This is a genomic window from Serratia sp. YWN4 (assembly GCF_055790845.1).
This window is the reverse complement of record NZ_CM147696.1, coordinates 513127-539329: the sequence shown is the minus strand read 5'-3', so window position 1 is coordinate 539329 and position 26203 is coordinate 513127. Positions and strand designations below refer to the sequence as shown.

Sequence of the window (26203 nt, the reverse complement as noted above, 5' to 3'; positions counted from 1 at the left end):
TACTTACCTCAAATTATCAAAATAAGCCCGACCATTAACTGGCCTAAAAGCCGTACCGCCATCACCAGGCTTAGGATTACGTATAACGACTGTTCCAGAAGATTGATCCCAATAAGCCGCTCTTCCTCCACTTAGCTCTTTAATTGATGTTGGATTTTTAACCACACTTTCAATGTGTTGGGCAAATTGCTCTTTTGTTTTTATCCCTAAATCGGCAAACTCATTTTGCTGAATAACATGTTTTTCATAAGCATGACCATTAGCAATCTCTTTTCCTGTTAATTCTGCATTAAGATTTTTGCTGTTAGTAGCGTTATTAGCCTCATTATTCCTCGCATTCTCCTCATCCTGAGGCTCCCAGCCGCCAGGCGTTCCAGATCCCGAACCACCCAGCTCTTTCTTCTGTTCATCCGTCAGATCTTTGCCGATATTCGGAGTCTGGCTACCATTCGAGCCTGATTCACTCTGCGCCGCAACTATCGCCATCAGCACACAGCTTGCATTTTGCAGACACGTCGCGTCTAACCCTTCCTTCACTTTCTTCGTCAGGGCCAGTGCCGCCTGCTCATTGGCTCCGCCTTTACCGGCTTCGGCCATCGCTGCGGCGTTCAACGTTTCCTGCGCCAGCATTTGTGACAACATGCCAGCACCCGCCATATTATTGCTCAGTTCGTTCTTGCCTGCCTGTGCTCCCGCCATCGCGCCAGCGGTATCACCTCCGGCCAACCCGCCAGCCAGACCCGCCGCCAGGCTACCCAGCGCGACCAGCGTTTGCTTCTGCTCTTCGCTCAGTTGGCTTACCGGGATATCACCGTACAGCGATTTCTTCAGGCTTTCCCCGATCAGTGCCGAGGTTGCTGCCCCCGCCGCCCCAGCCGTTGCACTGTTACCACTGGCCTGCGCCACTACTGCGCCTAATACCGCATGCGCCATCACCCGGCTGGCTTCATCCGGGGCGGTCTGTTTGATGATTTCCGCCAGATACGGCGCAGCAGCGCCAGAGAGTGCCTGGGCCAGATTGCCACCGGCCAAGCCTTGCAACGCCGCCGTCGCCGCCTGGATACCCTGCTGGATCGCGCTGCCGGTGCCCCATTCCGCTTGCGCGGTTTTGTAGGCTGAAGAGCTGGTCAGTAACGTATCATACGCCGCCCGTTCCTCTGGCGTCGCGTCCTGACCGGGTGCCTTGATACCTTTCGCTTCCAGCTCGGCACGACCGGCGTTTGTCGCCAGGATCTTGCCTTGCGTCGCCGCAATGTCTATCGCCTGCGCACCGATTTCGCCCAGCAGTTGGGCTTCCCTTAACCGGTTCTGCTCCTTCTCCTTATCAAAGATCGGCGCAATGCTGCCGTTGGCATTCTCCGTATCCCGGCTCAGGTCGGCGACATTTTGTTGCTGGTTGTCCTTGTCACGGACAGTGATGCTGCCTTCGCTCACCGCCGCCTGCGTGGTACCGCTAGCATGACCGCTGCCATTCAGCCCCGACAGCATGCCACCCGCCAGGTTGCCCTGGAACTCCTTACCCCCAAAGTCGCCGCCGCCGCTTATCCCGACCCCAACATGTTCAACGTTGTAGTCCGCCTGGTTATGTAAGTCACTGAACCCCAACGTCCCCGTATCCAGGCTGTTTTTGTCCGCCGTCGCCGTGGAGCCGATAACCGCGCCATCCAGTTGGGTATGCTCGCCGACCTTGACGTCAAAGCCGCCCTTACCCGCATAAATCCCGGTCTGCTCCTGCACGCTATCATAGTTGCTGTGCATCTTGTCCTGGCTCAGATTCAGGTAGCCGGAACCACTCATCGAGCCCCAGGTGAAGCTGCCTCCGGCACTGGCGTTCTGCTGCTTCATGTCGTAGAGGTCACTGTCTTGCTGGCTCGACAGAGTCAGGTTACGTCCGACGTCAACCGTCACCTTCTCGCCACTGACCTGCGCGCCAACCAGCGTAGTGTCACGCCCGCTGTTCAGGGCCAGCGTATTGCCACTGTCTATGGTAGTTTCTGTCCACTGCGTGCCAGTGCCTTTCTCACTGCCTTTGCCAGCATTGACGTTGGCAAAAACCTTGATGCCCGTATCTTTACCCAGGCTGAGACCAATACCGATTTCACCGCCGCTGCTCTTGTTACTCCCCGTCTGCTGCTGGGTGTTGGCCGCTCCGGCCAACAAGATGTCACGCGCGGCATCAATCGTGGTATCGCCACCCGCCTTCAACTGGCTACCCGCAATCAACACATCGCCACTGTTGGCACCGTTGCCCTTACCCGTCGCAGTCACCGACAGATTATTACCCGCCGTCAGCGTCGAACCGGTGACATGATCAGAGACCTGTTTTTGCGTGGATGACGACTTCTGCGCTCCGAGAGAAAGGCTGATACCGACTGCATTACCCACATCACCCTTGGCATCCTCCTGTACCACGGCCTGGCCTGCCTGCACCCCAGACAATGCCGCCTTGGTGCCCTGCAATGACGCCAGACGGCCATCGCTTTCACTTTTGGCACTCTGCGCCACCGCTATCGCCGAGTTGGCTGCCGCGCCTGCCGCACCGGACAACGCCACCGTCAGGCCACTCTGCTTCTGTTCAAACCGCTCTTCGACCGTACGCAGGTCATGTCCCGGTTCTATAATGACGCTGTCGCCGGTGATGGCGAGATCTTTCCCGGCAATCAGATCCGCGCCGCCGATATGTGCCTGGTTGCCCGCAACGATATTCACATCGCCACCGGTCGAGCCAATGGTGCTGACACTCTGGCTCTGCGTGGTGCCGTCTTCGTTCACCTGATGGCGCGAGCTGGCGCTACCAATCGTCACCCCGATACCGCCGGTGCCCATCAGCCCGCTCTTTTTCTTCTCGTCCAGCCGGTAGCTGGACTGCTCTTCCGTCGCCGCCACTATCTCGACGTTATTCCCTGCTTGCAGGTTGACCTTGCCGTCACCGACAACGGAAGATCCTTTCACCGTCAGATCGTTGCCTGCAGACAGCGATACGTTGTCGCCGCTCAGCAGCGAGCCTTTTTCCTGCGTGGCGTAATCTTCACGCACCGTGTGAGTGGTAGTCTTCGACAGGAACCCTTTCTTGGTTTTGGTTTCCTCGAAGAAGTGGTAGTCGCTTTCGGTGGCGCTGTTGAGCGTCAGATCACGTCCGGCGCTCACGGCTACATCGCCGCTGGCCTGCACTTGGGTCGCATTCAAGGTGGCATCTCTGCCCGCGCGGATCGTCGTATCACCGCCGCTGGCAATCTCAGTGCTCTGCTGACGAATAGCGTCGTCAACCTGCTGCTGCCCCCCGCCCCGACTCTCGCTGTACTCGCGAGTCTGCTGGGTATTGAGATTCACGTCACGTCCGGCGCTCAGGCTGACGTCATTGCCCGCCACCATCGCAGCCGCCTGCGAGTTCAGATCGCGTCCAGCCTCCAGGATCAGATCTCCGCCGCTAGCCAAAGTACTGCCCGTTGCCGTATTACTTAGGGCCTTTTTACTACCACTACTCCCCTGCTGCGTCAGATGCTGTTCATCCTGACTGGCATTCAGCGAGATATCCCCCGCCGCTTTCAACCCGATGGTGCCCTGCTCACTTTGCAGCGTGCTGCCTTGCAGCAGGATATCCCCCTGCTCCGCAATCACCGTGACCCCCTCTTTGGCACTGAACACACTACCGTGACCTGTGTCGCGGGTGATCTCGCTCTGGCGCTGACTTTGCGATTTGCCCACCGTGTTCTGTTCGCTGTCGCTGTCGCTCACCTGCTGGCGGGCTTCTTTAATCGTCACCTGTTGTGCGCTCAGCCCGATGCCGCCTGATGCACTTTCCACCTGTGCCCCTTCGGCCACAAAGCTGCCGCCCGCCAGGAGGGTGACGCCATTGTCACCGCGTAATCCGCTGGTGTGCAGCGTGTCCGCCTGGCGACTGTTGCTCACCGTCGAGGTGCGGCTGTTGGCGTCCAGATGCGTGCTGTTGGTGGTGGTGTCTGCCAGTAACGACACATTGCCACCCGCCTGAACCTGCGTTTTGCCCCCGGCGCTGGCCTGGCTGCCTTGCAGGGTGATGTCCTGGCCCGCCTTCAGGCTGAGATTGCCCCCGGCCGTCAGGCTGCTGCCCAATGCCTGCTGCCATTCACCGCTCACCTGCGCCTTCCGCTCCCCGGCTTCTTCCATCCCGGCGCTCTTGCGGTTGCCCATGGCACCGGAGATCACGCTCACATCTGCCGTAGTAGTGCTGCGCGCGGTGGTAATGTTAATGCTATTGCTGGCACTCAGGCTGAGGTTTTCTGTGGCGCTCAGCTTCGCGCCTTGCAAGCTGATATCGCCACCGCTCAGGCTGAGATCGCGCGCACTCATGCTCGCCTGGCGCAAGGCATCTTGCAGGTTAGTACTCAGACTGATGCTGTCGGCCTGCACGTTGATGGTGTCTGCACGAAGTTCGCCCCCCTGGTGCAGGAACGTGCCGGTATCAATGCGCATGGCGTTGTCGGCAAACAGGTTGCCCGCATTGCTGAGGCTGCCGGTGGATAACTGGAGGTTGCCCCCGGCAATCACTGCGCCATCCCCCGTCACACGGATCGTACTGTTGGCCAGATAGACTTTCGGTACCCACACGGTCTGCGGCCCCTCGGCCATCTCTACCGTTTCGCTCACCAGCCAGACGATATCCTGCTGCAAGGCAGCAATCTGTGACGGTGTGAGCGCGACACCAGGCACCAGATGGAAGTCTTCCGCCGCCTTGATACCGTTATTCATCAACGCCTGGTATTGCGCCATCGCATCGTCACCTTTCAGCGACGGCCTGCCGGTCAGCATCAGCAATTGTTCACGTACCACCCGTTGCTCGTAGTAACCGTCTCCCAGGCGTTTGTGCGCCTGACTGGGGTCATACCCCACGCGCTGCAACAGATAATCACTGCTGAGGAAATTGTTCTTGTTGGCAAAACGCGGGTCGGTGACCACCAGGAACGGACTGTTGGCCGCCGGTTGCTGGCGGAACAGGCCATTATTGGGAATAGTCGTTGCCACGCTGGCCAGATGCTGTTTATCGGTTAACGCCAGTTCCCCCGGCGTCAGCGGCCTGCTGCCTGCGGCCAAACCGATATCCGCAGCCTGCCAAGCTCCACCCTCCACGTTCACCGCCAACGGGTTGCGTTCCCATTCGGCTCGCTCGGCCGCGGCGGCATTCTGCGCCGCCTCTACCGCGCTGATTTGTGCCTGGTTGACCGTGGTGTTGTCCAGGTGAGCACCGCCGATCGTCACATTACCGTAACCGCTGATCACCCCGTCAATGGTGGTCAAGGCGGTGGTTTGATCCAGATTATAGGTTGGGTACCAGTGATTGGTATTTCTGTCGTAGTGATCGACCATAAACTCCTGCCGCCGTTCATTCACCGAATACCCTCGGTTGATGATGTTGGCGGTGCCGTCAATCGTCAGGTTCCCATTGGAACTGATGGTGCTGGCGTCATTCAGCAGTTGCTCGCCAATATGCAGGGCCATGTTACCGCCGGAAAGCAGATATGCCCCGACACCGGCCGACACCAGCCTGTCGCGGGTCACCGTGCCGGTCACCGTGCGCTCGCGGAGGTTGTTGTAGTCGGTCACAAACGGCGCGGCGGCGATATCGATATGCAACTCAGGGCTCCACTGCTCCACCCGGCCCCGATCATGCTCCCGCCATACCGTGTTGTGATAAGGGGTCGGCACCGTATTCTGCCGGAAGCCACGCGTTTCATAGAACGTCATGGCATAACTGCCATCGGCATTCGGGATCAGCGCCAGGTAGTTGACCCACAGGCTGACCAGTTGGCCCTGATTGTCCTTCACCTGCACTTCCGCTCGCTGGGTGGCAGCGTCAATATTGAGCAGGGTGCCATACGGGTTGCTCGCTGCTGCGGCATCATCGCGGAAGGTCAATTGCTGAGTGGTCGGGGCCATAGAGGCCAGATCGGTATTCACTCCGGAGCCATAAGATCGCCAGTAGTAATTGTAACGGTGCCAACTGTACTCACTGCTCTCCGCCTCGCGCACAATCTCCAGCCCTTCGCGCAGGTTGTCGAAGCGTTTAGCCGTCAGGGTCAGATCCCCTTCGGCTTCAATATTGCTGGCACGGTTTTCAATCAGATCGCCGCTTGCCAGTTGCAGCGTTCCGGCGCTGTAAATCAGCGCGCCATCGCGGTTGGTTAACCGCTCGCCGGTTATCAGGCTGATGTTTTCCGTGGCGGCCATCAGCGCTGCGCGGCCATGGTTGTCGATGATCCGGCTATTGACCGCCAGATTGTCCGCCATCAGCGTGGCCTGGTTATCCAGGCTGTCGACGTTGAGGGTCAACGTATCGGCTTCGATGCGCCCCTGATTAACCAACGCCCCGGTGGTCAGATGCAGTTGGTTACCCACCAGGCTGGCCAGGTTGTTTAAATGAGCGCTGTAAAGCGTCAGATCGCCCGGCAGCAACCAATCCGCCAGGTTGGTCAACACGCCTGCGACGCTGAAGGTCACTGCGCTGTTGCTGCTGATGGTATCCCCGGCACGGTGGGTGTAATCCTGCTGCACGCTCAGTTGCAACGCCTGCTGGCTGAGCAAAGTGCCCGATTGGTTATCCAGCCATTGGGTCGAGACCGTTAATGCCCCGCCGCTCTGGATGTTACCGCCCTGGTTAAACAGCGACAGAGATCCGCCGCTGATGCTCAGCGCATTATTGGCGAGCAGATACCCCTGGCGGTTATCCAGCGAATCCAGCTGCGACAGCGTCAGGGTGCCTGCGCTCTGTACCCGTCCGGCGGTGTTATCCAGCGTGCGCGTATTCACGTCGGTCTGCGTGGTGCCAATCAGCAGGCCACCGTCGCGGTTGTTCACCTGTTGGGCATTCACGGTCAATGCACCCTGGCTGCTGATGATCCCTTGGTTGCGGTTATCCACGCTATCGCCGTTGAGCGTCAGTGCTTGGCTGGAGACCAATTGGCCCGCCTGGTTATCCACGCTGCCACCGCTCAGCGTGAGCGCGCCGCCGCTGTGGATTTTACCCTGCTGATTATTGAGAGTGCTGAAATGATAATCGCCTGCGCCTTGGCTGATCACCATACCTGTGGCGTTGTCCAACTGGTTGGTCGTAAGCTGGAGGCTCCCCAGGCTGCTGATCACCCCCTGGGCATTCAGTAAACGATCGGCCGAGATGTGTTGCGCCTGATTGGCACGCAGTGTGCCCTGGGTATTATCCAGAACGCCAGAAAGCTGCAGATTGAGCTGCTGCTGGCTGTCAATTACCCCTTGGGCGTTCAGCAGTTGTGCAGCGGTGATCTGCATCCCTTCGCCACTTTGCAGTTTGCCCAGGCGATTATCCAGCGTGTCGTTTAGCGTTAATTGCAGCTGTTTCTGGCTATAGAGCAGGCCATGTTGCTGGTTATCGATGCCCTGAGCCTGGATCCATAACTGCTCCCCCGCCAGCAGTTGCCCGCCCGCGTTGTGTAGCACTCCGGCAGGCGTAGCATTGGTGAGCCCTTGCAGCCACAGGCGGGCTTGCGCACTGATCTTCCCACCCTGGTTGGTGATGTCTTGCGCCGTGCGCAGCACCAGATTGGCGGCAGATTGCAATGTGCCGTATTGGTTATTCCAGGTGGTAACGGTTAAATCAGCATCCTGCTGGCTAACGACTTCACCCTGTTGGTTATCGAACCCTTGGCTGACTACCGTCAGCGTGCCCAGGCTGCCGATCCACCCTTGGGTGTTAAAAATGTTCTCGGCCTGCAAACGCTGTGCCCGCTGGCTGATGATGTGGCCGTTGCGGTTATCCAGCGCACGAGTGAATTGCATATCCAGCGAGTCTAACGCCTGGATCTCACCCTGCGCATTGAGCAGGCTGAGCGCACGCAGCGTGCTGCTGCCCCCGCTGGCCAGCTTCCCTCCCTGGTTGTCCCACGCCCCGGTAAGGTTCAATGTCAGCGCTTGCTGGCTTTGTATCACACCTTGCTGACGGTTGTTCAGTTGCCCACCATTCAGTGACAACGCTCCGCCGCTTAACAGCTTGCCCTCATCATTATTAAACAGGCTGAGCACACCACCTTGCCAATAGAGGTTCTGCTGCGCCGTCAGGATGCCCGATTGGTTGTTGATATTGCCGGTGGTGTTAAGTGTTAACTCACCACCCGATTGCAGCTTGCCTGCGGTGTTATCCAGGCTGCCTGCCGTGATCTTGACCTGCTTTGCCCCCTGCGCGGTACCTTTGCGGTTATCCCAGTTCCCTGCGGTGCTGGCATCCAGCACATCGCCCGCTTCGATCAGCCCTTGCTGGTTATCGATCGACTGGCGAGCGTCAAGACGAATTCCCCCTTGACTGATGACTTGGCCTTGAGCGTTATTCAGTGCTTGCGCAGCGAGTTGCAGGTTCTGACCACGGATCTCACCCGCACTGTTATTCAGAGTACCTTGGCTGTTCAGGGTTAAATTCGCCCCCGACAGTAACTTGCCCTGGCGGTTATCCGTGCCTTGCTGTGTGGTGATCGCCAGATGTGACTGGCTTTGCAGCGTGCCCTGCTGGTTATCCAACGCACCGAGATCCAGCTGCAAACTGCCGTTGCTGCCTATGATCCCTGACTGGTTAGCCAGCAGACCACTAACACGCCAGTGCTGCGCGGTACCGTCCAACGCCACCAGCCGGCCACGCAGGTTGTTGAGGGTGGCGCTATTCAGGCTGAGCTGTTGGGTTTCAATGCTGCCATCGGTATTATCCAGCGCACCGGTCAGGGCAAAGCGGCTTTCACCGGCCCCCACCTGTGACCAAATACCCGCCTGGTTGAACAGGCTATCTGCGGTGATTTGCCAACTGCCCGAACGGATTTGCGCCTGCTGCGAGTAAACATTGTTCTGGCTGTTCACCGTGAACTGCTGGCTATCAACCTGTGCCTGTTGCAGGGCAACATCCCCGGCAAACGCCGTCAACACCGCCTGATCGGCCGCCACGCGGCTCTGGCTGATATCCACCTTACGGCCGGTAACGCTCACCTTCTTCTGGCTCATCAGGCTGCCGCTGGCACGAACATCCGCCTGGCTCTCGAGCGTTAAATCTGCTGGGTGGATCAGGGTGCTGTTCGCGTCACTGCCCGCTAAAAGATGCCCGCTGCTCTGGATCGCCTGTGCGGCTTGCAACGTGACATTGCCCGCGGCTGCCAAAGTGCCAGATTGCGTGATCTCACCCTGGCGGCTTTGCACGCTAAGCTGGCCACCGCTGTACAGTTTGCCATGATGCTCAACGCTGTCTCTGGCGGTGAGGGTGATATCACCCCCGGCCTGCGTGTAAGGCTCTGCCGTGCCAGCCTGCCAGGTGAGTTTGCCTTCGCTGTTCACCACCAGAGTCTTTTCGGCCTGCAAATGCCCGCCCTGATTGCGCACGCCCACCCCGGCCTCGGTGCCGACCATGCGGATATGGCCGCTGTACATGCCGCCCATCTGGCCCATGTCGATCGCCAGTTCAGGGGCGTTGCCATCACTGCCTGCCAGTGCGGTGGCCGTTTTGCCATCGGCGCCGATCTGGTTGCGCCCTGCCACCACAGAGACACCTTCTTTCGCCCAGACCCCGGCGTTCACCTGCACCGCTCGCGCCAGAATATCGACATATTCGGTGTCGTGACGCGAATCGCCATTCAGGCCGCCGCCCTGAACCTGGATCACCCCACGCTCAACGCGGTAACCCGCCACACTGCCATCGGCATTCAGCTGCGGTTTACCGGTGGTCAAGGTCATGCGCCCGGCATTGATGGTGCCACAGCCGTCACACATAATGCCTGATGGGTTGGCCACCACCACTTGCGCTTTGCCGCCCGCGACTTCCAGAAAACCACGCAGTTGGCTAGGGTTGTTGCTGTTGACTTCATTGATGATGACTTTGGCGGGTGCCGCATTTGGGTTGAGCTTGGCGTTACCCTGGATATAGCCAGCCAGTTGGGTAGAGGTCATCACCGCAGAGTTATTGAGGATTGCCCCTTGCTGGCCGACATCAAACTGTTGGTACTGGTTGTGCGATACCCCGGCCTGATTCGGCGCATTGATATTGACCTGCGGCAAACCGTTCTGGGTGTTGATCACTTCCGGGCGCTGCGCGGGTGCCAGTTGGCCATCGGCCACAATGCCGTTGGCCAGCACCGGCTCGGTACACAAGGCCAATCCAATCAGCCACAAGGAACGGCGCACGGTGACCCACAGGCGAGCGCCCCCGGCACTGCGGCTTTGCCCAGGCTGGGTGCTGCAACTGCGGGCCAGTTCTGACACCACCCTCAACTCACCTTGAGTACGGCTGAAAATGATGCGGTAGCAATGTTTGTTCATGAAGCGAATTCTCTAATAAAATCAGTAAAAAGGCGTCTACGAGTGCTTTTGGCAGCGATCGCTAGAGTTGCAGGTTGATGCTGAAACCGGTGGTCACACCCGAGGTGTGGAAACTTTCCGGTTTGTCGATCGGCACGCCAGCAAACAGGTCGTAGCTGAAGCGCTGCCACAATGCACCGCGCAGGCCGATGGCGCTGCCCGTTAACTGTTGCCCGGCCAAATTGCGGGCCCCTGGGCCATCCACCCGGCCAGTGTCCACACCCCAATAAAGCTCATGGTCGCTCGCCAATACCTTCCAGGCCAATTCGTTACGCCAGATCAGGCCTTTTTCACCGGATAAGTTCTGCTCGCCATCAAACCCGCGCACCGTGTAGCGCCCAGCAATTGACAGCCGATCCTGTGGGATCAGCGGTTGGTTGCTCCATTGCCCACGCAGGCTGGTGTTGTAACGCCAGGATTGACCAGCCCACTGGAAAGGCTGGTTCAGGCTGATATCCCCGGTGACCAGGCTGGGGCGCGATGTGCCCTCGTTATTGTCTTCTTCCGGTACACGCAGGGCACCAAAAGCACCTATACCACGCCGCCAATTGAGGTTGGCATCCAACGTGGCGTCACCGAGATAGCTGTGCTGGTTGAGCCCCAGTTCCCAGCCTGTTGCACGCCGTTCCTGTTGCGTAAGTTCAATGTCGTCAACTGAGTTGGTCGAATGGCGGCGGTAACCACGCAGATTCAGCGTGGTTTTATGTACCTGATTGCGGAACAGCAAACGGGAAACCGTGAATTGCGCGTTTTCGCTTTTGCCGCTGTAAGTGAGGATCTCGTTGGCGTTAGCGATATTCTGGTGATAGTTGTAATCGCTGTAGTTGGCGGAGAAACTCCAGTAGCCCACAGGAAGGGTGTAGTTCACCGTATGGGAACGGCTGTCATAGGGTCCATCACGGAACAGGCTTCTGCCAAGGTTGACATAGAAAAGGTCGTTCTGGGCAAAAGGCGCATCGATCGACAGGGTGGTTGAACCCTGGTACTTGCCAGTACTGTCAGAACCGCTGTCATCCAACCCGAAGCTAAGATGGAACGGGCGGCTCTCTTTCCAGGTAATCAGCAGATCGCTGGTCGCTTCTTGTGCTCCCGGCACAATCTGGATATCAGCCTCAACATTCGGAACACGTTTGAAGTTCTCTAAAGCCTGCTCGATATCACGCAGGCTAAGGATGTCCCCTGAACGCGCTGGCACGGCATTCCACAGTCTGGCGCGGTAAGAGACTGGCTCAGCAAAGTGAATGTTGGCAATACGGCCGGGCTGGAGCGTGAGCGTAAAGACGCCTTTAGTAAGATCCTGCTCCTGCGCCATCACACGCGTGGTAACGTAGCCTTGTTCCAAAATGGCATTCTGGACTTTGTTGATCACCAGCAGGATCCCTTGCGACCCTAAGCAGCGGCCTTTCGCGCCATCGGCAGCGTCCAGCGCCCATTGGAAACGGCTGGCTTCGTCCCCGACCAACGTAAAGGTATTAATGGTAAAACACGGCGATTCATCAACCGGGTAATCAGGCAATGAAGCCGTTGGTCGGGTGAGACGCACATCGGTTTGCGGGGTATTTTGCTGCTGTAAAACCCGTTCCCTTTCTTGCTGCCGGTTTTGTTCTTGGGCATCGATAGCCGCCGCATTCTGTGGCGCGGCAGGTGAGAGCATATTGGCTGACACCAGCGACACAGGCTGTGTCGCCAAACAGAAGAGGCTGGCCTTGAATAACAGCGCCAGAGGGTTACCGTAATTGTGGTTCATCTTATCCCTTGATAAATTTAACTAAAAACAACTCACTGTTTTTGTAATAGAACTATCCGCAGGATCCCAAGTTGCCAGCCAACGCAAACGCTGGCCCGCAGGGCGAGCCGCAAAAATGAGGCGTATTTATCCCGCTGAGCTTAATCAATTAATCGATTTGGATGACAACACTGCCAGAAGCCAGTTAAAGGCCGCTCACAGCGACACCGAAGGGAGTAGGCTGAGCATGCTGATGCACGCGCCAGAGGAACAGGATAAACACAGCAATATTGCTGCGATCCGTTGAAGTACCGAGTCCGTTCAGATAAGTCACTTTAATGATTTGGGCGCATTCTAACCAAGTCTCTCTGTGTCAGACAAGCCTCTACTTTTTCTATTGATGACTGATAACGATCAAAAAACAAGGTTATTCCTATAATTTAAAGAATAAATATCTTATAAATACGGTTTATTCTTGATTTAATTCCAATAAAATAATAAAGATGCTGAATTATACCATTACGTAAATTTTTACCCTTACATAAAAAAGGGGGCTTTCGCCCCCATGGATGCAGAAAACGCATCCCATCGTTTAAATCGAGTTACGCTGTGCCGCCGACGGTCAATGAATCCAGCTTCAACGTTGGCTGGCCGACGCCGACCGGCAGGCTTTGCCCTTCTTTGCCGCACACGCCGACGCCTTTATCCAGCGCCAGATCGTTACCGACCATCGAGATTTGCTGCATCGCTTCAATGCCGGAGCCAATCAGCGTCGCGCCTTTCACCGGTTTGGTGATGCGGCCGTTTTCGATCAGATAGGCTTCGGAGGTGGAAAACACGAACTTGCCGGAGGTGATATCCACTTGGCCACCGCCAAAATTGGGCGCATACAGGCCGTATTCCACGCTGGCAATGATATCTTCCGGCGTCGATTGGCCCGCCAGCATATAGGTGTTGGTCATGCGCGGCATCGGCAGGTGGGCATAAGACTCACGACGGCCGTTGCCGGTAGGCGCAACGCCCATCAGGCGCGCGTTGAGTTTATCCTGCATGTAACCTTTCAGAATGCCGTTTTCGATCAGCACGTTGTACTGGCCCGGCACCCCTTCGTCATCAATCGCCAGTGAACCACGGCGGCCCTGAAGCGTGCCATCATCCACCACGGTACAGAGTTCGGAAGCCACCAGTTGGCCCATCTGGCCGCTGAATACGGATGTGCCACGGCGGTTGAAGTCGCCTTCCAGCCCGTGGCCGACCGCTTCATGCAGCAGCACGCCCGGCCAACCGGCACCCAATACCACTGGCATGGTGCCAGCGGGGGCGGCAATGGCCGAGAGATTGATCAGCGCCATGCGTACCGCTTCTTTGGCGAACGCATCGGCACGCACTTCACCGTCAACCACTTCCAAGAAATAGTCATAGCCAAAACGGCCACCGCCGCCGCTGGCACCACGCTCGCGCTTGCCGTCTTCTTCCACCAGCACGCTGACGGAAAAACGCACCAGCGGGCGAACGTCCGCCGCCAGCGTGCCGTCGGTGGCCGCCACCAGTATCTGCTCATACACGCCGGTGATACTGGCCGTCACTTCCTGTACCCGCTTGTCTGCGGCGCGCGCCACTTTATCCACCCGGTGCAGCAAGGCGATTTTCTCTTCGCGCGGCAAACTTTGCAGCGGATCGAGCAGTGGATACAGCGCCTGATGGCTGATTTCACCCAAGGTATGAACTTTACCGTTGCCGCTTTCGCGCACAATACTGCGTGCAGCATGGGCGCTCTGATTCAGGGCATTCAGGGTGATCTGATCTGCATAGGCAAAACCGGTTTTCTCACCGCTGACGGCGCGCACGCCAACGCCCTGATCGATATTGTAAGAGCCATCTTTGATAATGCTGTCCTCAATCACCCAGCTCTCATGGTAGCTGGACTGAAAATAGAGATCGGCATAATCGAGGCGGCGTTCGGCCAGTTGACCCAATACGGAGAACAGGTCTTGGTGACTCAGCTTATTTACAGCGAGTAATTGCTCACTGACAAACGTCAGGCTCATAGTTTTTCACTCTTTATGTGAGGAGGAGGGTTCAACCGGCGCAATCAGCGACGGCTGGAATCGGTTGTGCTGCATCACCGGCATCTGGGCGCGGATGGTTTTCAACGCGCCAATATCCACACGCACTTTCAGCGCGGAAACTGCATCGGCGTTTTCTGCCAGCACGTTGCCCCAACCGTCAACCGCCATGGAATGGCCCCAGGTGCGACGGGTAGCACCATGGCGGCCCACCTGTGCCGGGGCCAGGATCACGCATTGGTTCTCGATCGCTCGTGCACGCAGCAAAATTTCCCAGTGCGCCTCGCCGGTAAGGCGGGTAAATGCCGCTGGCACCGAGATCAGCTCCGCCCCCTGCGCCCGCAGTGCCTGATACAAACCTGGGAAACGTAGATCGTAGCATATCGTCATCCCCAAGCGCCCCACCGGGGTATCGACCACCGTCAACTGCTGGCCATGCTGATAGGTATCCGACTCGCGATAATGTGCATGCATATCGTTGATATCCACATCGAACATATGCATTTTGTCGTAACGGGCACGAATCTCGCCTTGGCTATCAAATAACAGGCTGCTGGTGGTAATACGCTGCGGATCTTCACGGCTTACCAGCGGCATGGAACCCACCAACAGCCAGACGCCGTAACGTCGAGCCATGTCGCGCACCGCCTGTTGCAGCGGCCCGTCACCTTGCTGTTCTGCATGTTCTCGATAGGCAGCCGAGTTGGCAAACAGCAAAGCATTCTCCGGCGTCATGACCAGTTTTACCCCGGCATTGAGCTGCTTGATTTGCTGTTCAATCTGAGCCAGGTTATCCCGCACCTGGTCACCGCTACACAGTTGTAACAACGCAACGTTAGCATTTTTCATGGCGCCTTATCCTCTCTTGGCTTACGCAACACCTCATTGATACTTGGCTGATCCAGACTACCGCTGATGTCATAGCGAATAAACGAGATCTTGCTCCACAACGGCCCCAGCACTTTGGTGGCGGCAAACACCGCCGCACCGACAATCGGGTTAATCACAAACGCCGTAGCGACGCCCACCGTGGCCGAAAGTTCCGGCGCGACCACCGCCTGCATCTCAATCTGGCGGCGTACCAGATCGATCTGGCCGCTCATGGCAATATCGGCCGCCAAGCCATCAATGAATAAATTATCTGTATGCATTATGCCATCTTTCGTCAAGATGTTGCCGCGAATGGAGTCAAAGTAGAAACCATTACCAAAAGTATCCCTGAAATCGAACTGCAACTTGCGCAGCAGAGCGTCAAAACTCACCAGCCGCAACAACTGGCCAGCCCGGCCACCGCCGATGTTGTCAATCTCGCCTTTGCCCAGATCGATCTTCATGGTGCCATTCAGCGTATCGAGCCGCGGTTTCCACGGCTGACCGCGCCAGTGCAGATCAAAATCAATCGTATAAGGTGCCTCTTTCAGCGGGATAGTGACGCCAAAGAAGCTGGCCGTCTGATCGATCTTGCTGCCCAACAGTTTGCCTTCCAGCGCGCTGCGCTCTTCATGGCCGTTCTGTTTCCACAGGCCAGTCACCGTCATCCGCCCCTGGCCGGTATCCACCAGGCCGTGCGTCAGCACCAGAGAATCACCGTCATGCTTAATATCGGCTTCAACTTTGCCCAGCTTCTGCCCTAATACCCAGCACGACTCACAGCGCAACATGACCGAAGGCCAGCCCTGGAACGAAATCTTGTCAGATGCCAGCGGATTAGTAGTGCCTGGAGCGTTCTTATCGTCAGAAAACTGCGGATTGTAATAAAGAAAGCTGAGATCCAGCCGCCACGGGCCGTGATCCGGCATCTTCAGGCTACCATCAATTTCGTTCCCCTTGGCAGTGATGCTGCTCATGCCCCCAAGCTGTTTTTCCACCGCCAGTTGGAGGTTGTGCCACGCCTGCCCGCCTAATAAAAGCTGCGGCGTATTTAGCGTAACCTTGGCTGGGAAACTGACATTGCCCACCTTACCGGCTTCGCCGCTCTGTTTGAGCGCCGGTGCCAAGAGCGCCAGCCATTGTTCACCATCCAGCGGCGGCAGATTCAGCATCAGCGCGGGGTCTTTCGGCAGAGAAGGAACCGCACTCGCGCCGGTTTGCCACGCTGCACGCGCCAACGCCACCTGCTGATCGGCCAGCAACCATTCGCTGTTAAAGTGGTTTTGCTTGCCCGCGTTACCGCTGAGAAGGAAACCATGCAGGCCACCTTTGGCTTTCACGCTGACAGGCAAAGCGACCCCCGCCGGTTTATCAAGCGGCGCAGGTAAGTTACTGCTCACTTTTTTCAGATCGGCGTTCACCGCCACTTCATAGCTGGGTTCGCCTTTATGCGGCAGATGGATCGCCACCTCGCTTTGCCACGCGGCGCTGCCCTTGAGGGATTTTGCCACCTCTGGCGGTATGCCTTCGAGCTTGGCCGGTTGCCAATCGCCCTTCAGCGCCACATTCACCTTATAATCCTGCGGCTGTTCCTGAGTGGTGAAGTTGATGGCCAGCGGTTGGCCGAACCAGTTGGCCGCCAGCGTATCGCTATCCAGATTGCCGTTGTTAAAACGGAATTTACCGGTCACATTCTCCAACTGGCTGGCCAGTGGTTTCACCAGCAGTGAATTGTTGTGCAGCGCCACTTCACCTGTCGCCGTCACCAGTTCCCCGTTCAGCGGGATATCAAGGTGTAAGCGCCCACTGACATTGCCGCCCACCTGCAATTCATCCAATGCCGCCCCTATTGAGTGATCCAGCGGCGTCTGTTGGAAATAGTCTTGTATATCCTGCCCGGCCCCGGCGATATCCGCATCGACAAACAGCTTTTGCTTCAGATAATCCGGGATCACGGCGGTGACATTCCTGCCCGCCACGTTGCCCAACCGGGTCTGCGGCGCATTCATCCACAAACCATCGTTGACGAAATCAAGATCGATCGCAAAATCCTCCAACGCTGGCCATTCCGGCTGGAATTCGAAGGTGGCGTGCCGCAGCGGAACATAAACCTGGAACTGGCCGTCATTTTGTTTGTACGGGAACTGATGCGGGTTACCGGCGTAAATCAGTGAAGCATTGTCTACCTGGCCGCCCTGAATGGCACCACTGAGGTAATCCACCAGATGTTTACCCATCAGCGGTTCAGGGAAATAACGCCAGGCATCGGCACCATCATAGAGGCGGATGCCTGCAAGAATATCCAGCCAAGGCTCGCCGTTGGCCGGTTGCTGGTAGCGGAAATCGCCGTTAATCCACAGCGATTTGGCTTTTATATCCAAATCTCTACCGGCTAACTTCCAGCCTTTATCACTGTTCTGCCAGGTCAATGCCCCCTGCGCACGGCTGATTTCCAGCGGTGCGCGGAACATATCGCCGTAAGGCAGCGTGCTGTCACGCAAGCCCAGCGTCAAACGGCCATGCTCCACACTGCCCGATAACGCACCCGAGAAATGATTCACCCCCGGCAGCAGTTTCCAATGCTGCCAGCTTAAATCCTGCCACAGTGCCTGAAAACGGGTTTTTTCTGGCTGTTTCAGCGGAATATCCAGCGCCAGCGCGCGGAGTTTGCCCTGCGGTTGCAGGTCTTTCCAGCGATCCAGCGTGTCCGGGCTGAGGAAAGAAAAAGTCGGCAGCAACGCGTCGAGCCGCTCAAGCTGGATACCGGCCGCACGGATCCGCAGCTCTTCACTCTGGCTTGGCCCGATAAACTGATTATTTTCCGGCAACCACAGCGCCGCCAAGGTTCCCGGCGGCCAAGCCTGGCCGTCGGTTTTCAGGTTCAGCTGCGGCACGTTAACCTGCCAACCGTTACCTTCGCGCTTTAACGCCAGCGCCAGATTGTCCACATCCAATTGATGTGGCGCATTCGCTGCCGACCAACGGGCAACCCCTTGCTTGAGCAGGACATTGCCGCCATAAATTTCGCCATTCTTCAGTTGTAACCAGGCCGCCAGACTGAAGTCAGCACTTTCCAGACCAGTATTGGTTTTCAGCCAGCGGCTAAACCAGGGTTTCATATCGATATCGTCGGCCTGCATATAGACCATACCGGTATTCAGCAGCCCCTGTTCATCGCGCAGATCCAGGCGCAGCTGCACCGCACCGTGCTGCCCATTGAGGGTCGACAGGCTAATCTGCCCTTCGGCGCGGTGGCGATTCAGGCTGTTCAACCAGGTAAGCTGCGGGATGTGGAATTCGGCACGCGAGCCTGACGGCGTAAGAAAAGAGATGCGGCTATCGCGCAGATCGAAATGATCCAGTTGGTAAAGGAACAGATCGCTGATCCGGCTGGGGGTGAGGGTATTACCATTATTGCCATCGCCGCCAAGCGTGGCGTTGAGATCGAGTTGCAGTTGGTAGAAGGTCAGATCGCGGAACTGCCAGCGCCAACGCAGCAGGGATTGCCACACGTCCAGCGCCAGCGTCACCCGCTCAATTTGCAGGGTGCTTTTTGGCAAGGTCAGGCGGATATCGCGGACTTCCAGCGTTGGCCCAAACGTTTCCCAACTGCCCTGAACAAAATCAGCCTCAATAGGAACGCCGGAGATCGCTTGCACTTTCTCCAGCAATTGAGGGCGATAGTTGTTCAGCTCAGGCAGCAACAGACGCAACCCGCTGATCAGCAACGCCACAATAACAATCAAAATGGCGCCTGTTGCTAGCAGGATCCCGGGCAGTCGCCTCACGCATTTCTCCTTGCATCCGCTGCCTGGCAACGGGAATTTCTTAACTGTTGCCCCTCCCCCGGCCCGATAAAGCAGCGGGCCTGGCGGAGTTCAACGCCACTCATTGCCCCCATTGGGCGGAGAGACGCTTACATCATGACGACATCAAACTGTTCTTGGCTGTACAAAGGTTCGATCTGCACTTTAACCTGCTTGCCGACGAAGATCTCCACTTCGGCCAGCGCATGCGACTCTTCGCCCTTCAACGCTTCGCCTACCGCCGCAGATGCATACACCAGGAAGCGATCGGAATCGTAAGCATGATGTACGCGCACAATCTCGCGCATGATCTCATAACAGACGGTTTCCACCGTTTTTACCGTTCCGCGGCCATTGCAGGTTGGGCAATCGTTGCACAGCACATGTTCAATGCTTTCACGCGTGCGTTTACGCGTCATCTCAACTAATCCTAGCTGAGAGAAACCGTTGATCGTAGTTTTCACGCGATCTTTACTCAGCGCCTGCTCCAGCGAGTGCAATACCCGGCGGCGATGTTCTTCATTGTTCATGTCGATGAAATCAATGATGATGATACCGCCCAGGTTGCGCAGCCGCAGTTGGCGGGCGATCGCCTGCGTCGCCTCGATATTGGTATTGAAGATGGTTTCATCAAGGTTACGATGGCCAACGAACGCGCCGGTATTGATGTCAACGGTGGTCATGGCTTCGGTTTGATCGATGATCAGATAACCACCGGATTTTAGCTCGACCTTGCGCTCCAGCGCCCGCTGGATCTCGTTTTCTACATCGTATAGATCGAAAATCGGCTGGCTGCCGGTGTATAGCTCCAGCTTGTTGGTGATATCAGGGATATATTCGCCGGTGAATTCCAGCAGTTGGTCGTGCGTCAGGCGGGAATCGACACGGATCCGATCCAGCGCGGAACCGGCGAAATCACGCAAAATACGGTGGGCCAGTGCCAGTTCGCCATACAGCTTGTATTTGGTCTGGTTGCGTTTTTTACGCTCCATCACCTTGGTCCACAAACGTTTGAGAAAGGCCGCATCCTGCGCCAACTCTTCTTCGCCGATCCCTTCCGCGGCGGTGCGGATGATAAAACCGCCCAGATCGTCGCAATAGCCCACCACGGCGCGTTTCAGGCGCTCACGCTCGGCTTCGCTTTCAATACGTTGGGAAACACCCACATGAGCAGCGCCTGGCATAAACACCAAATAGCGTGAAGGCAGGGTAATATCGGTGGTGAGGCGCGCGCCTTTAGTACCCAGCGGATCTTTCACCACCTGCACCATCAGATCCTGCCCTTGGCGCACCAGTTCAGCAATATCCCGGACATGGAAGTTTTTTTGCTCATCGCCCGCAACGCACTCGGTGTGCGGCATGATATCGGAGGCGTGCAGGAAGGCCGCTTTATCCAGGCCGATATCGACAAAAGCCGCCTGCATCCCCGGTAATACCCGGCTGACACGCCCTTTATAGATATTGCCGACGATGCCGCGTTTGGCTTCGCGCTCGATGTGGATCTCTTGCAGGATACCACCGTCGATATAAGCAACTCGCGTTTCAGACGGTGTGATATTAACCAGTAGCTCAGCTGTCATGTTTTCTCCTCAGAGCCGGTCGATAATGCCTGCCTCTGCCTCTTTCAAGCAAGTCTATTGGCCGGTTCTTACATCTCGTAATGCGACAAAATGACTGAGCAGCTCATGTGTTTCGACCAGCGGCAAACCCATTACCGCGTGATAACTCCCGGTTATCGTTCTGACGAAACAACCACCCTTTCCTTGAATTCCATAGGCGCCCGCTTTATCCATCGGTTCGCCTGTTGCAATATAGTCGCGAATATCCTGTGATGACAGGCTGCGGAATACGACATCCGTCACCACCAACTGGCGCAAGACATCATGCCGATCGGCGATCGCCACGGCGGTCATCACCTGATGCCGTTTGCCGGACAAGGCTGCCAGCATCTGTGCGGCATCCTCTTTGTCTCGCGGCTTTTCCAATATCTGGCCATTCAGCACCACAATGGTATCCGCCCCCAGCACCGGCCAATCCTGCGCTGCCAGCGCCACTCCCGCCACGGCTTTTTCCTGCGCCAGACGGCAGACATAGTTTTCCGCTCCCTCACCGCTCCGGCGTTGCTCTTCGGTATGCGTCAGAAGGATTTCAAACGGAACGCCTAACAGGGTCAGTAATTCATGTCGACGTGGGGAACCGGATGCAAGATAAAGCGAAATCATTGATATATCTCTCATCCTTCAAGCAGCAACTTGAAATTCATTGGGTATATCCTTGTTATTGTACGGCAAACTGGCGGCGAATCTTGCGCATCAGCAGGAACAGCCACGGCCAGAGCACACCGTTTACCACACTACTCCAGAATACCTCGGGGCGGAAAGAGACGTTGATCACTAAAAACTCAGCCCAGAAGACCACCACGTCCATCGCCAACGACAGCAGCACCACGATTAAAGCCTGCTGCCACAGCGCCATATTACGGAACAGTTGGAATTTAAAGGCCACCAGATAGGCAATGATCCCCATCGCCAGCGCACGTACGCCAAGGGTTGAACCCAGGATCAGATCCATCACCAGCCCCAGAATAAAGCCGGTACCGACGTTAACCCGATGCGGCAGCGCCATCACCCAGTAGGTCAGGATCAACAGCAACCAGGATGGCCGGAACATGTAGATTTGCTCCGGCCACGGCATAATCTGCAACACCAATGCCACAAGAAATGACAGCCAGATTATCCAACGCCCGTTGCTGCGATAGCGGTTCATCGTGTTGCTCCAGAGCCCGTAGTTGCCCCCGTAGCAGCCGGTGGCACGGTGTTACTGGTGGCCGGTAATGGCGCTGGCGGGCCCATGGCATCCGCTGGCGGCAGCACCTGCGGCATCATCTGCATCAGGCGTTCGTTCGCGACGCGATGAACTTCGTCTGGCGGTAGCGGCAAGGTGCCGTTACGATCGGCACCCCACAGTAGCAACAGATAACGCAGGCGTTGCAGACCGGCCGTTGGCCGCGCCTGAATCACCGTATAGGCACGCTGGTTATCCACTTTTACCGAGGAAACCACCGCCACCGGATAACCTTCAGGGAAGCGGCCGCCCAAGCCTGAGGTGACCAACACATCGCCGACGCGAATATCGGTATTGCCTGGCAGATGCTCCAGTTGCAGATCGTCAGCACAGCCGCTACCTGCGGCAATCACGCGGATGTCATTACGCAACACCTGAATCGGCAACGCATGCGAGGCATCACAAATCAGCAAGACGCGGCTGGTCATTTTGGCCACCGCCACCACTTGACCAACCACACCTTTATCGCTGATCACCGGCTGGCCTTCATAAACGCCGTTATCGGAACCTTTGTCGATCACCACCTGATCGCTGTAAGGATCGGAACCGGTCGACATCACCTGGGTGACCATTTTGTGTTCGTCTTGACGCAACGGCGAACCTAACAGTTCCCGCAAGCGAGCATTTTCCTGCTTGAATTGGCCAAGAAGAAGGATATCGCTGTTTTTCAGCAGCAGTTCCTGCCGCAGAGCACGGTTTTCCAGCTCAAGCTGTTGGCGGGTAGCCAGCGTTTCTGAAACGCTGTCCAAAACTTTACGCGGCCCATTGGCCAAAAAATAAAAAGGACTGACGGCGGTATCCATGTAGTTTCGTATTTTAGCGAACGTACCGAGCCGGCTGTCGGCAACGATCAGGGCAATGGCCGCGATCACTGCCAAAAAAAGTCGTAGTTGCAGGGAAGGCCCCCTGCTAAAAATGGGCTTCATAAATTATGCGAGTTCCTCGACAACAGAAAGGGGGATCGCACCTGATACCATGCGACTACCGTTATCCGATACGATCCCACCGATCTGGGGCTGACTATTCTTCGCTGAACAAATCGCCGCCATGCATGTCGATCATTTCCAACGCCTTACCACCACCGCGTGCCACACAGGTCAACGGATCTTCTGCAACCACTACCGGGATGCCGGTTTCTTCCATCAACAGGCGATCCAGGTTACGCAACAGCGCACCACCACCGGTCAGCACCATACCGCGCTCGGAAATATCAGAAGCCAGTTCTGGCGGGCACTGTTCCAGCGCGACCATGACCGCGCTGACGATACCGGTCAACGGTTCCTGCAAGGCTTCAAGGATTTCATTGGAGTTCATGGTGAAGCCACGCGGCACACCTTCGGCCAGGTTACGGCCACGAACTTCAATTTCGCGCACTTCATCATCCGGATAGGCTGAACCGATGCCGTGTTTGATACGTTCTGCGGTGGCTTCACCGATCAGTGAACCGTAGTTACGACGCACATAATTAATGATGGCTTCGTCGAAACGATCGCCGCCGATACGTACAGAAGAGGAGTACACCACGCCGTTCAGCGAGATCACCGCCACTTCAGTGGTACCGCCACCGATATCGACCACCATGGAACCGGTTGCTTCCGATACTGGCAAGCCAGCACCGATAGCCGCAGCCATAGGTTCTTCAATCAGGAACACTTCGCGAGCGCCTGCACCCTGAGCGGACTCACGGATCGCACGGCGTTCCACCTGAGTTGCCCCAACGGGAACGCAAACCAGCACACGCGGGCTTGGGCGCATGAAGCTGTTGCTGTGAACCTGTTTGATAAAATGCTGCAACATCTTTTCAGTCACAAAGAAGTCGGCAATAACGCCGTCTTTCATTGGACGAATCGCTGCGATATTGCCAGGCGTACGCCCCAGCATCTGTTTGGCGTCATGGCCCACGGCCGCAACGCTCTTGGGTGAACCGGCACGATCCTGGCGAATGGCAACCACCGACGGTTCATTCAATACAATGCCTTGTCCTTTAACATAAATCAGGGTATTGGCGGTACCCAAGTCGATGGACAAGTCATTAGAAAACATGCCACGAAATTTCTTAAACATAACGAAAGGATAATCCTGCAAGCTGGGGGCGGAAAATAAAATCCGCCTACTTTACCAACCACACGAAGCAGCGACAAGGCGCAAAAATGTTCTGCTTCGGTGAAAAATAGTCTGTGTTGTTTCTAACCGAATGCACGGAAAACGAATGGAGGCTGAAATCCCTCAATAAAGGCTCAGTTTCCCACCAAATCAACGTAGCAGGCGGCGTAACACAGCTCATAAAATCTAACATTTTTCCTGATTGTCATCGGTGTTAAGCACCTATTGACGCCCACAGGAAAAGACGGGCCATTCTACGTTAATTTTTGCCCGGTCATCAGGTTAAACACGATAACGACGCGAATATTTTTTACGACTGACATCGATCGGCTCAGGCGAGGCAAAAAAATCGCCCTGCCCGCCAAGAATTCCACACTCTTTCAGCGTCTGCCATTCATTGCGCGTACGCACGCCCACGGCGAAAACCTGCGTATGGGTCCCTTCACAGGCTCCGGTCAGGCTCTGAGCAAACAACTGGTTCTCATCCCGCCGATCAATACTCCTCACCAAACCCGGGTGAAGCTTGACGATCTCCACCGGTAACGACTTGATATAAGAGGTACTTACCACGGTCAACCCTGCCTGAGAAACCACCAAACGGCAGCCCAAACCCGAGAACAAACGTAACACCGGACGCAAACGGTCGATATGTTGACACACTTCTGCCTCAGCAAGTTCAATCAGAATTCGTCGGCGAGAACTTTTTTCACACTGTAGCAGGATATCACGCACCCAACGCTGAAAACTGCGCTGTAATAATGAATCGACACACAGCGGAAATGCCAGCGTCTCTTCAGGCCAAAGGGACAATAACGGAATTATCCGACTCATATGCTGGCGATCGTAGCTTTCTGCCAGCCCGAACTGCTTGATCAGGGGTAAATATTCGGCGGGCAACAGTTCCTGCACACCATCATGGATCCGGCTCATCACCTTACGATGATGCACTTCGCCTTCCACCGTGATCACCGGTTGTAAATAAAGGCGCGGCCCACCGCGAGCCAATACCTGTTCGAGCAAGGTACGCCATTTGACATTACCGCGCCCCTTTTCCGGCACTTCGCTGTCATAGATATACCAACTATTTTCCCCTTGGAGCGCAGCATTACGGGTGGCCTGCTCGGCGTTATCAATAATCTGCTCGGTGGTTTGCCCGCTACGATAGGCAACAATACCAATATGCAGGAAGGCCTCACGATCGATAAGCGTCGTGGAAGGTAATGAATCAATAGCGTTAATCAGCTGCGCAGCAATGCCGTCGGCTTCTTTCAGGGTACGGTGCGGCAGCAATACGGTAAAGTCGCTGTGAAAATAGCGGGCCAGCAATGCGTCGGAGTAACGCATGACAAACGTGGATAGCAGGTTCACCAGCGAGTACATCAACTCTTGTACCGCTGCGTTACCGTGAATTTCACGCAGCGTGTCGAAATCAGGCAGGCGCACCATCATGACGATGCCATGTGCTCCCCCTTCTTCCAATTGCGTCGTCAGCTGATTATCAAAAAACAGACGGTTGTTAAGGCCGGTTTTCGCATCCTGTGCGGCAAAGGCGCGGATCAGGGTATCGACACGGTTGCGCTCCTCACGCGCCTCGGCCAGATCAGCCAGTAGACGATCAAGAGCACCACTGACGTTGGCTGGCCACTCGCGCACATCCCCCTTGAGCACTTCTTCACGTTCACCATTGAGAATACGCCGGGCACGGCGCTCAAGACGATCTTCACCGTCGGCCTGTTCACGTAGCCAGCGCAGGCTGAACAGCAGGATGATCACCATGATGATGATCGACAGGGTAACTGCCACCGTAGACTGTAGTGAGCGAATGTCGCTGGCAAGAGGATCGAGATAGGTGATATTCAGCGTGGTTCCAGGGTGGTGCATCATCATCAGCGAAGTCTGCCGATAACCATTGAGCGATTCCCAGGGCATTTTTACCGTTGGCAGGCGGTAGGCAAAAAGATTGCTTTTCCCGGCATCCACGCTGATGGCCACAATACCGAGTGGCCGCATGACCAGCGGTAGCCAGTGATCCTGTGCCTGAGGAGCATCATGCAACATCGCCTGATCGAGAGAAGTCGCCAATGCATCGAAACGGCGCTCAAGACGCTCTTGAGTCACGTAAAAGAAACTGTAAGAGCACCCCATCAGCATGAGAAACATAGCCAAGGCAACGAGCAGGGTGATCAATGCAGAGAGTTTAGTGGTAAATCTCATCCCCGAGCCTTGTCCGCAATAGTTAAACGAAAATCATCCTTTAATCGATAAAGGCCCGTAACTGCTCGAATCAATACAACGCAATAGCCTGATTTTAAAAAAATTAAGAAAGTGTTTTTTTTCCTTACCCAGCATTAGGTTACCCTTACCAACCTATCAAGCATAGCTGACGAAGAAAACTATTAAGCACCATTTTTTTGTCCTTTGTCAGGACACGTATTTTTATTATGCATATAGTCAAA

The 26203-nt window shown here is 56.2% G+C and carries 12 protein-coding genes; 1 reads left to right on the top strand and 11 read right to left on the bottom strand.

All coding sequences use genetic code 11. The features are described 5' to 3' along the window. Positions 1 to 3 precede the first annotated feature (3 nt). Positions 4 to 10293 carry a hemagglutinin repeat-containing protein gene (locus tag ACX9GT_RS02500; RefSeq protein ID WP_473189669.1) on the bottom strand — a complete coding sequence of 3430 codons (10290 nt, stop codon included), beginning with the start codon at positions 10291 to 10293 and terminating at the stop codon, positions 4 to 6. A gap of 61 nt (positions 10294 to 10354) precedes the next feature. After that, positions 10355 to 12079, bottom strand: coding sequence for a ShlB/FhaC/HecB family hemolysin secretion/activation protein (locus ACX9GT_RS02495; RefSeq protein WP_473189668.1), 1725 nt, complete (start codon positions 12077 to 12079; stop codon positions 10355 to 10357). A gap of 115 nt (positions 12080 to 12194) precedes the next feature. Between ACX9GT_RS02495 and ACX9GT_RS02490 the strand changes: the two genes are divergently transcribed. Then, positions 12195 to 12365 carry a hypothetical protein gene (locus ACX9GT_RS02490; RefSeq protein ID WP_473189667.1) on the top strand — a complete coding sequence of 57 codons (171 nt, stop codon included), beginning with the start codon at positions 12195 to 12197 and terminating at the stop codon, positions 12363 to 12365. Positions 12366 to 12660: 295 nt separating this feature from the next. Here the strand turns inward: ACX9GT_RS02490 and tldD are convergent, their stop codons facing one another. The 9 genes from tldD to csrD form a co-directional block, all read right to left on the bottom strand. Next, on the bottom strand, positions 12661 to 14106 hold the full coding sequence (gene tldD, locus ACX9GT_RS02485) for a metalloprotease TldD (protein WP_473189666.1): 1446 nt from the start codon (positions 14104 to 14106) through the stop codon (positions 12661 to 12663). Between the two features lie 6 nt (positions 14107 to 14112). After that, positions 14113 to 14973, bottom strand: a complete 861-nt coding sequence (gene nit1, locus ACX9GT_RS02480) for a deaminated glutathione amidase (RefSeq protein ID WP_473189665.1) — start codon at positions 14971 to 14973, stop codon at positions 14113 to 14115. After that, positions 14970 to 18782: an AsmA2 domain-containing protein YhdP gene (gene yhdP, locus ACX9GT_RS02475; RefSeq protein ID WP_473189664.1), complete on the bottom strand. Its 3813-nt coding sequence runs from the start codon at positions 18780 to 18782 to the stop codon at positions 14970 to 14972. Before yhdP ends, nit1 begins: the two co-directional genes overlap by 4 nt. Positions 18783 to 18910: 128 nt before the next feature. Further along, positions 18911 to 20380, bottom strand: coding sequence for a ribonuclease G (rng, locus tag ACX9GT_RS02470; RefSeq protein WP_473189663.1), 1470 nt, complete (start codon positions 20378 to 20380; stop codon positions 18911 to 18913). Positions 20381 to 20434: 54 nt separating this feature from the next. Further along, positions 20435 to 21022: a Maf family protein gene (locus ACX9GT_RS02465; RefSeq protein ID WP_473189662.1), complete on the bottom strand. Its 588-nt coding sequence runs from the start codon at positions 21020 to 21022 to the stop codon at positions 20435 to 20437. Positions 21023 to 21077: 55 nt separating this feature from the next. Then, positions 21078 to 21566 (bottom strand): rod shape-determining protein MreD, encoded by a 489-nt coding sequence (gene mreD, locus ACX9GT_RS02460; RefSeq protein ID WP_473189661.1) that lies wholly within the window; start codon positions 21564 to 21566, stop codon positions 21078 to 21080. Next, positions 21563 to 22570 (bottom strand): rod shape-determining protein MreC, encoded by a 1008-nt coding sequence (gene mreC / locus ACX9GT_RS02455; RefSeq protein ID WP_473189660.1) that lies wholly within the window; start codon positions 22568 to 22570, stop codon positions 21563 to 21565. The genes mreD and mreC overlap by 4 nt, the downstream gene beginning before the upstream one ends. A 94-nt stretch (positions 22571 to 22664) precedes the next feature. Beyond that, a complete protein-coding gene (gene mreB / locus ACX9GT_RS02450) occupies positions 22665 to 23708 on the bottom strand; it encodes a rod shape-determining protein MreB (RefSeq protein WP_021180765.1) in 1044 nt (347 codons plus the stop codon). A gap of 321 nt (positions 23709 to 24029) precedes the next feature. Beyond that, positions 24030 to 25961 carry an RNase E specificity factor CsrD gene (gene csrD / locus ACX9GT_RS02445; protein ID WP_473189659.1) on the bottom strand — a complete coding sequence of 644 codons (1932 nt, stop codon included), beginning with the start codon at positions 25959 to 25961 and terminating at the stop codon, positions 24030 to 24032. Positions 25962 to 26203: the final 242 nt, after the last annotated feature.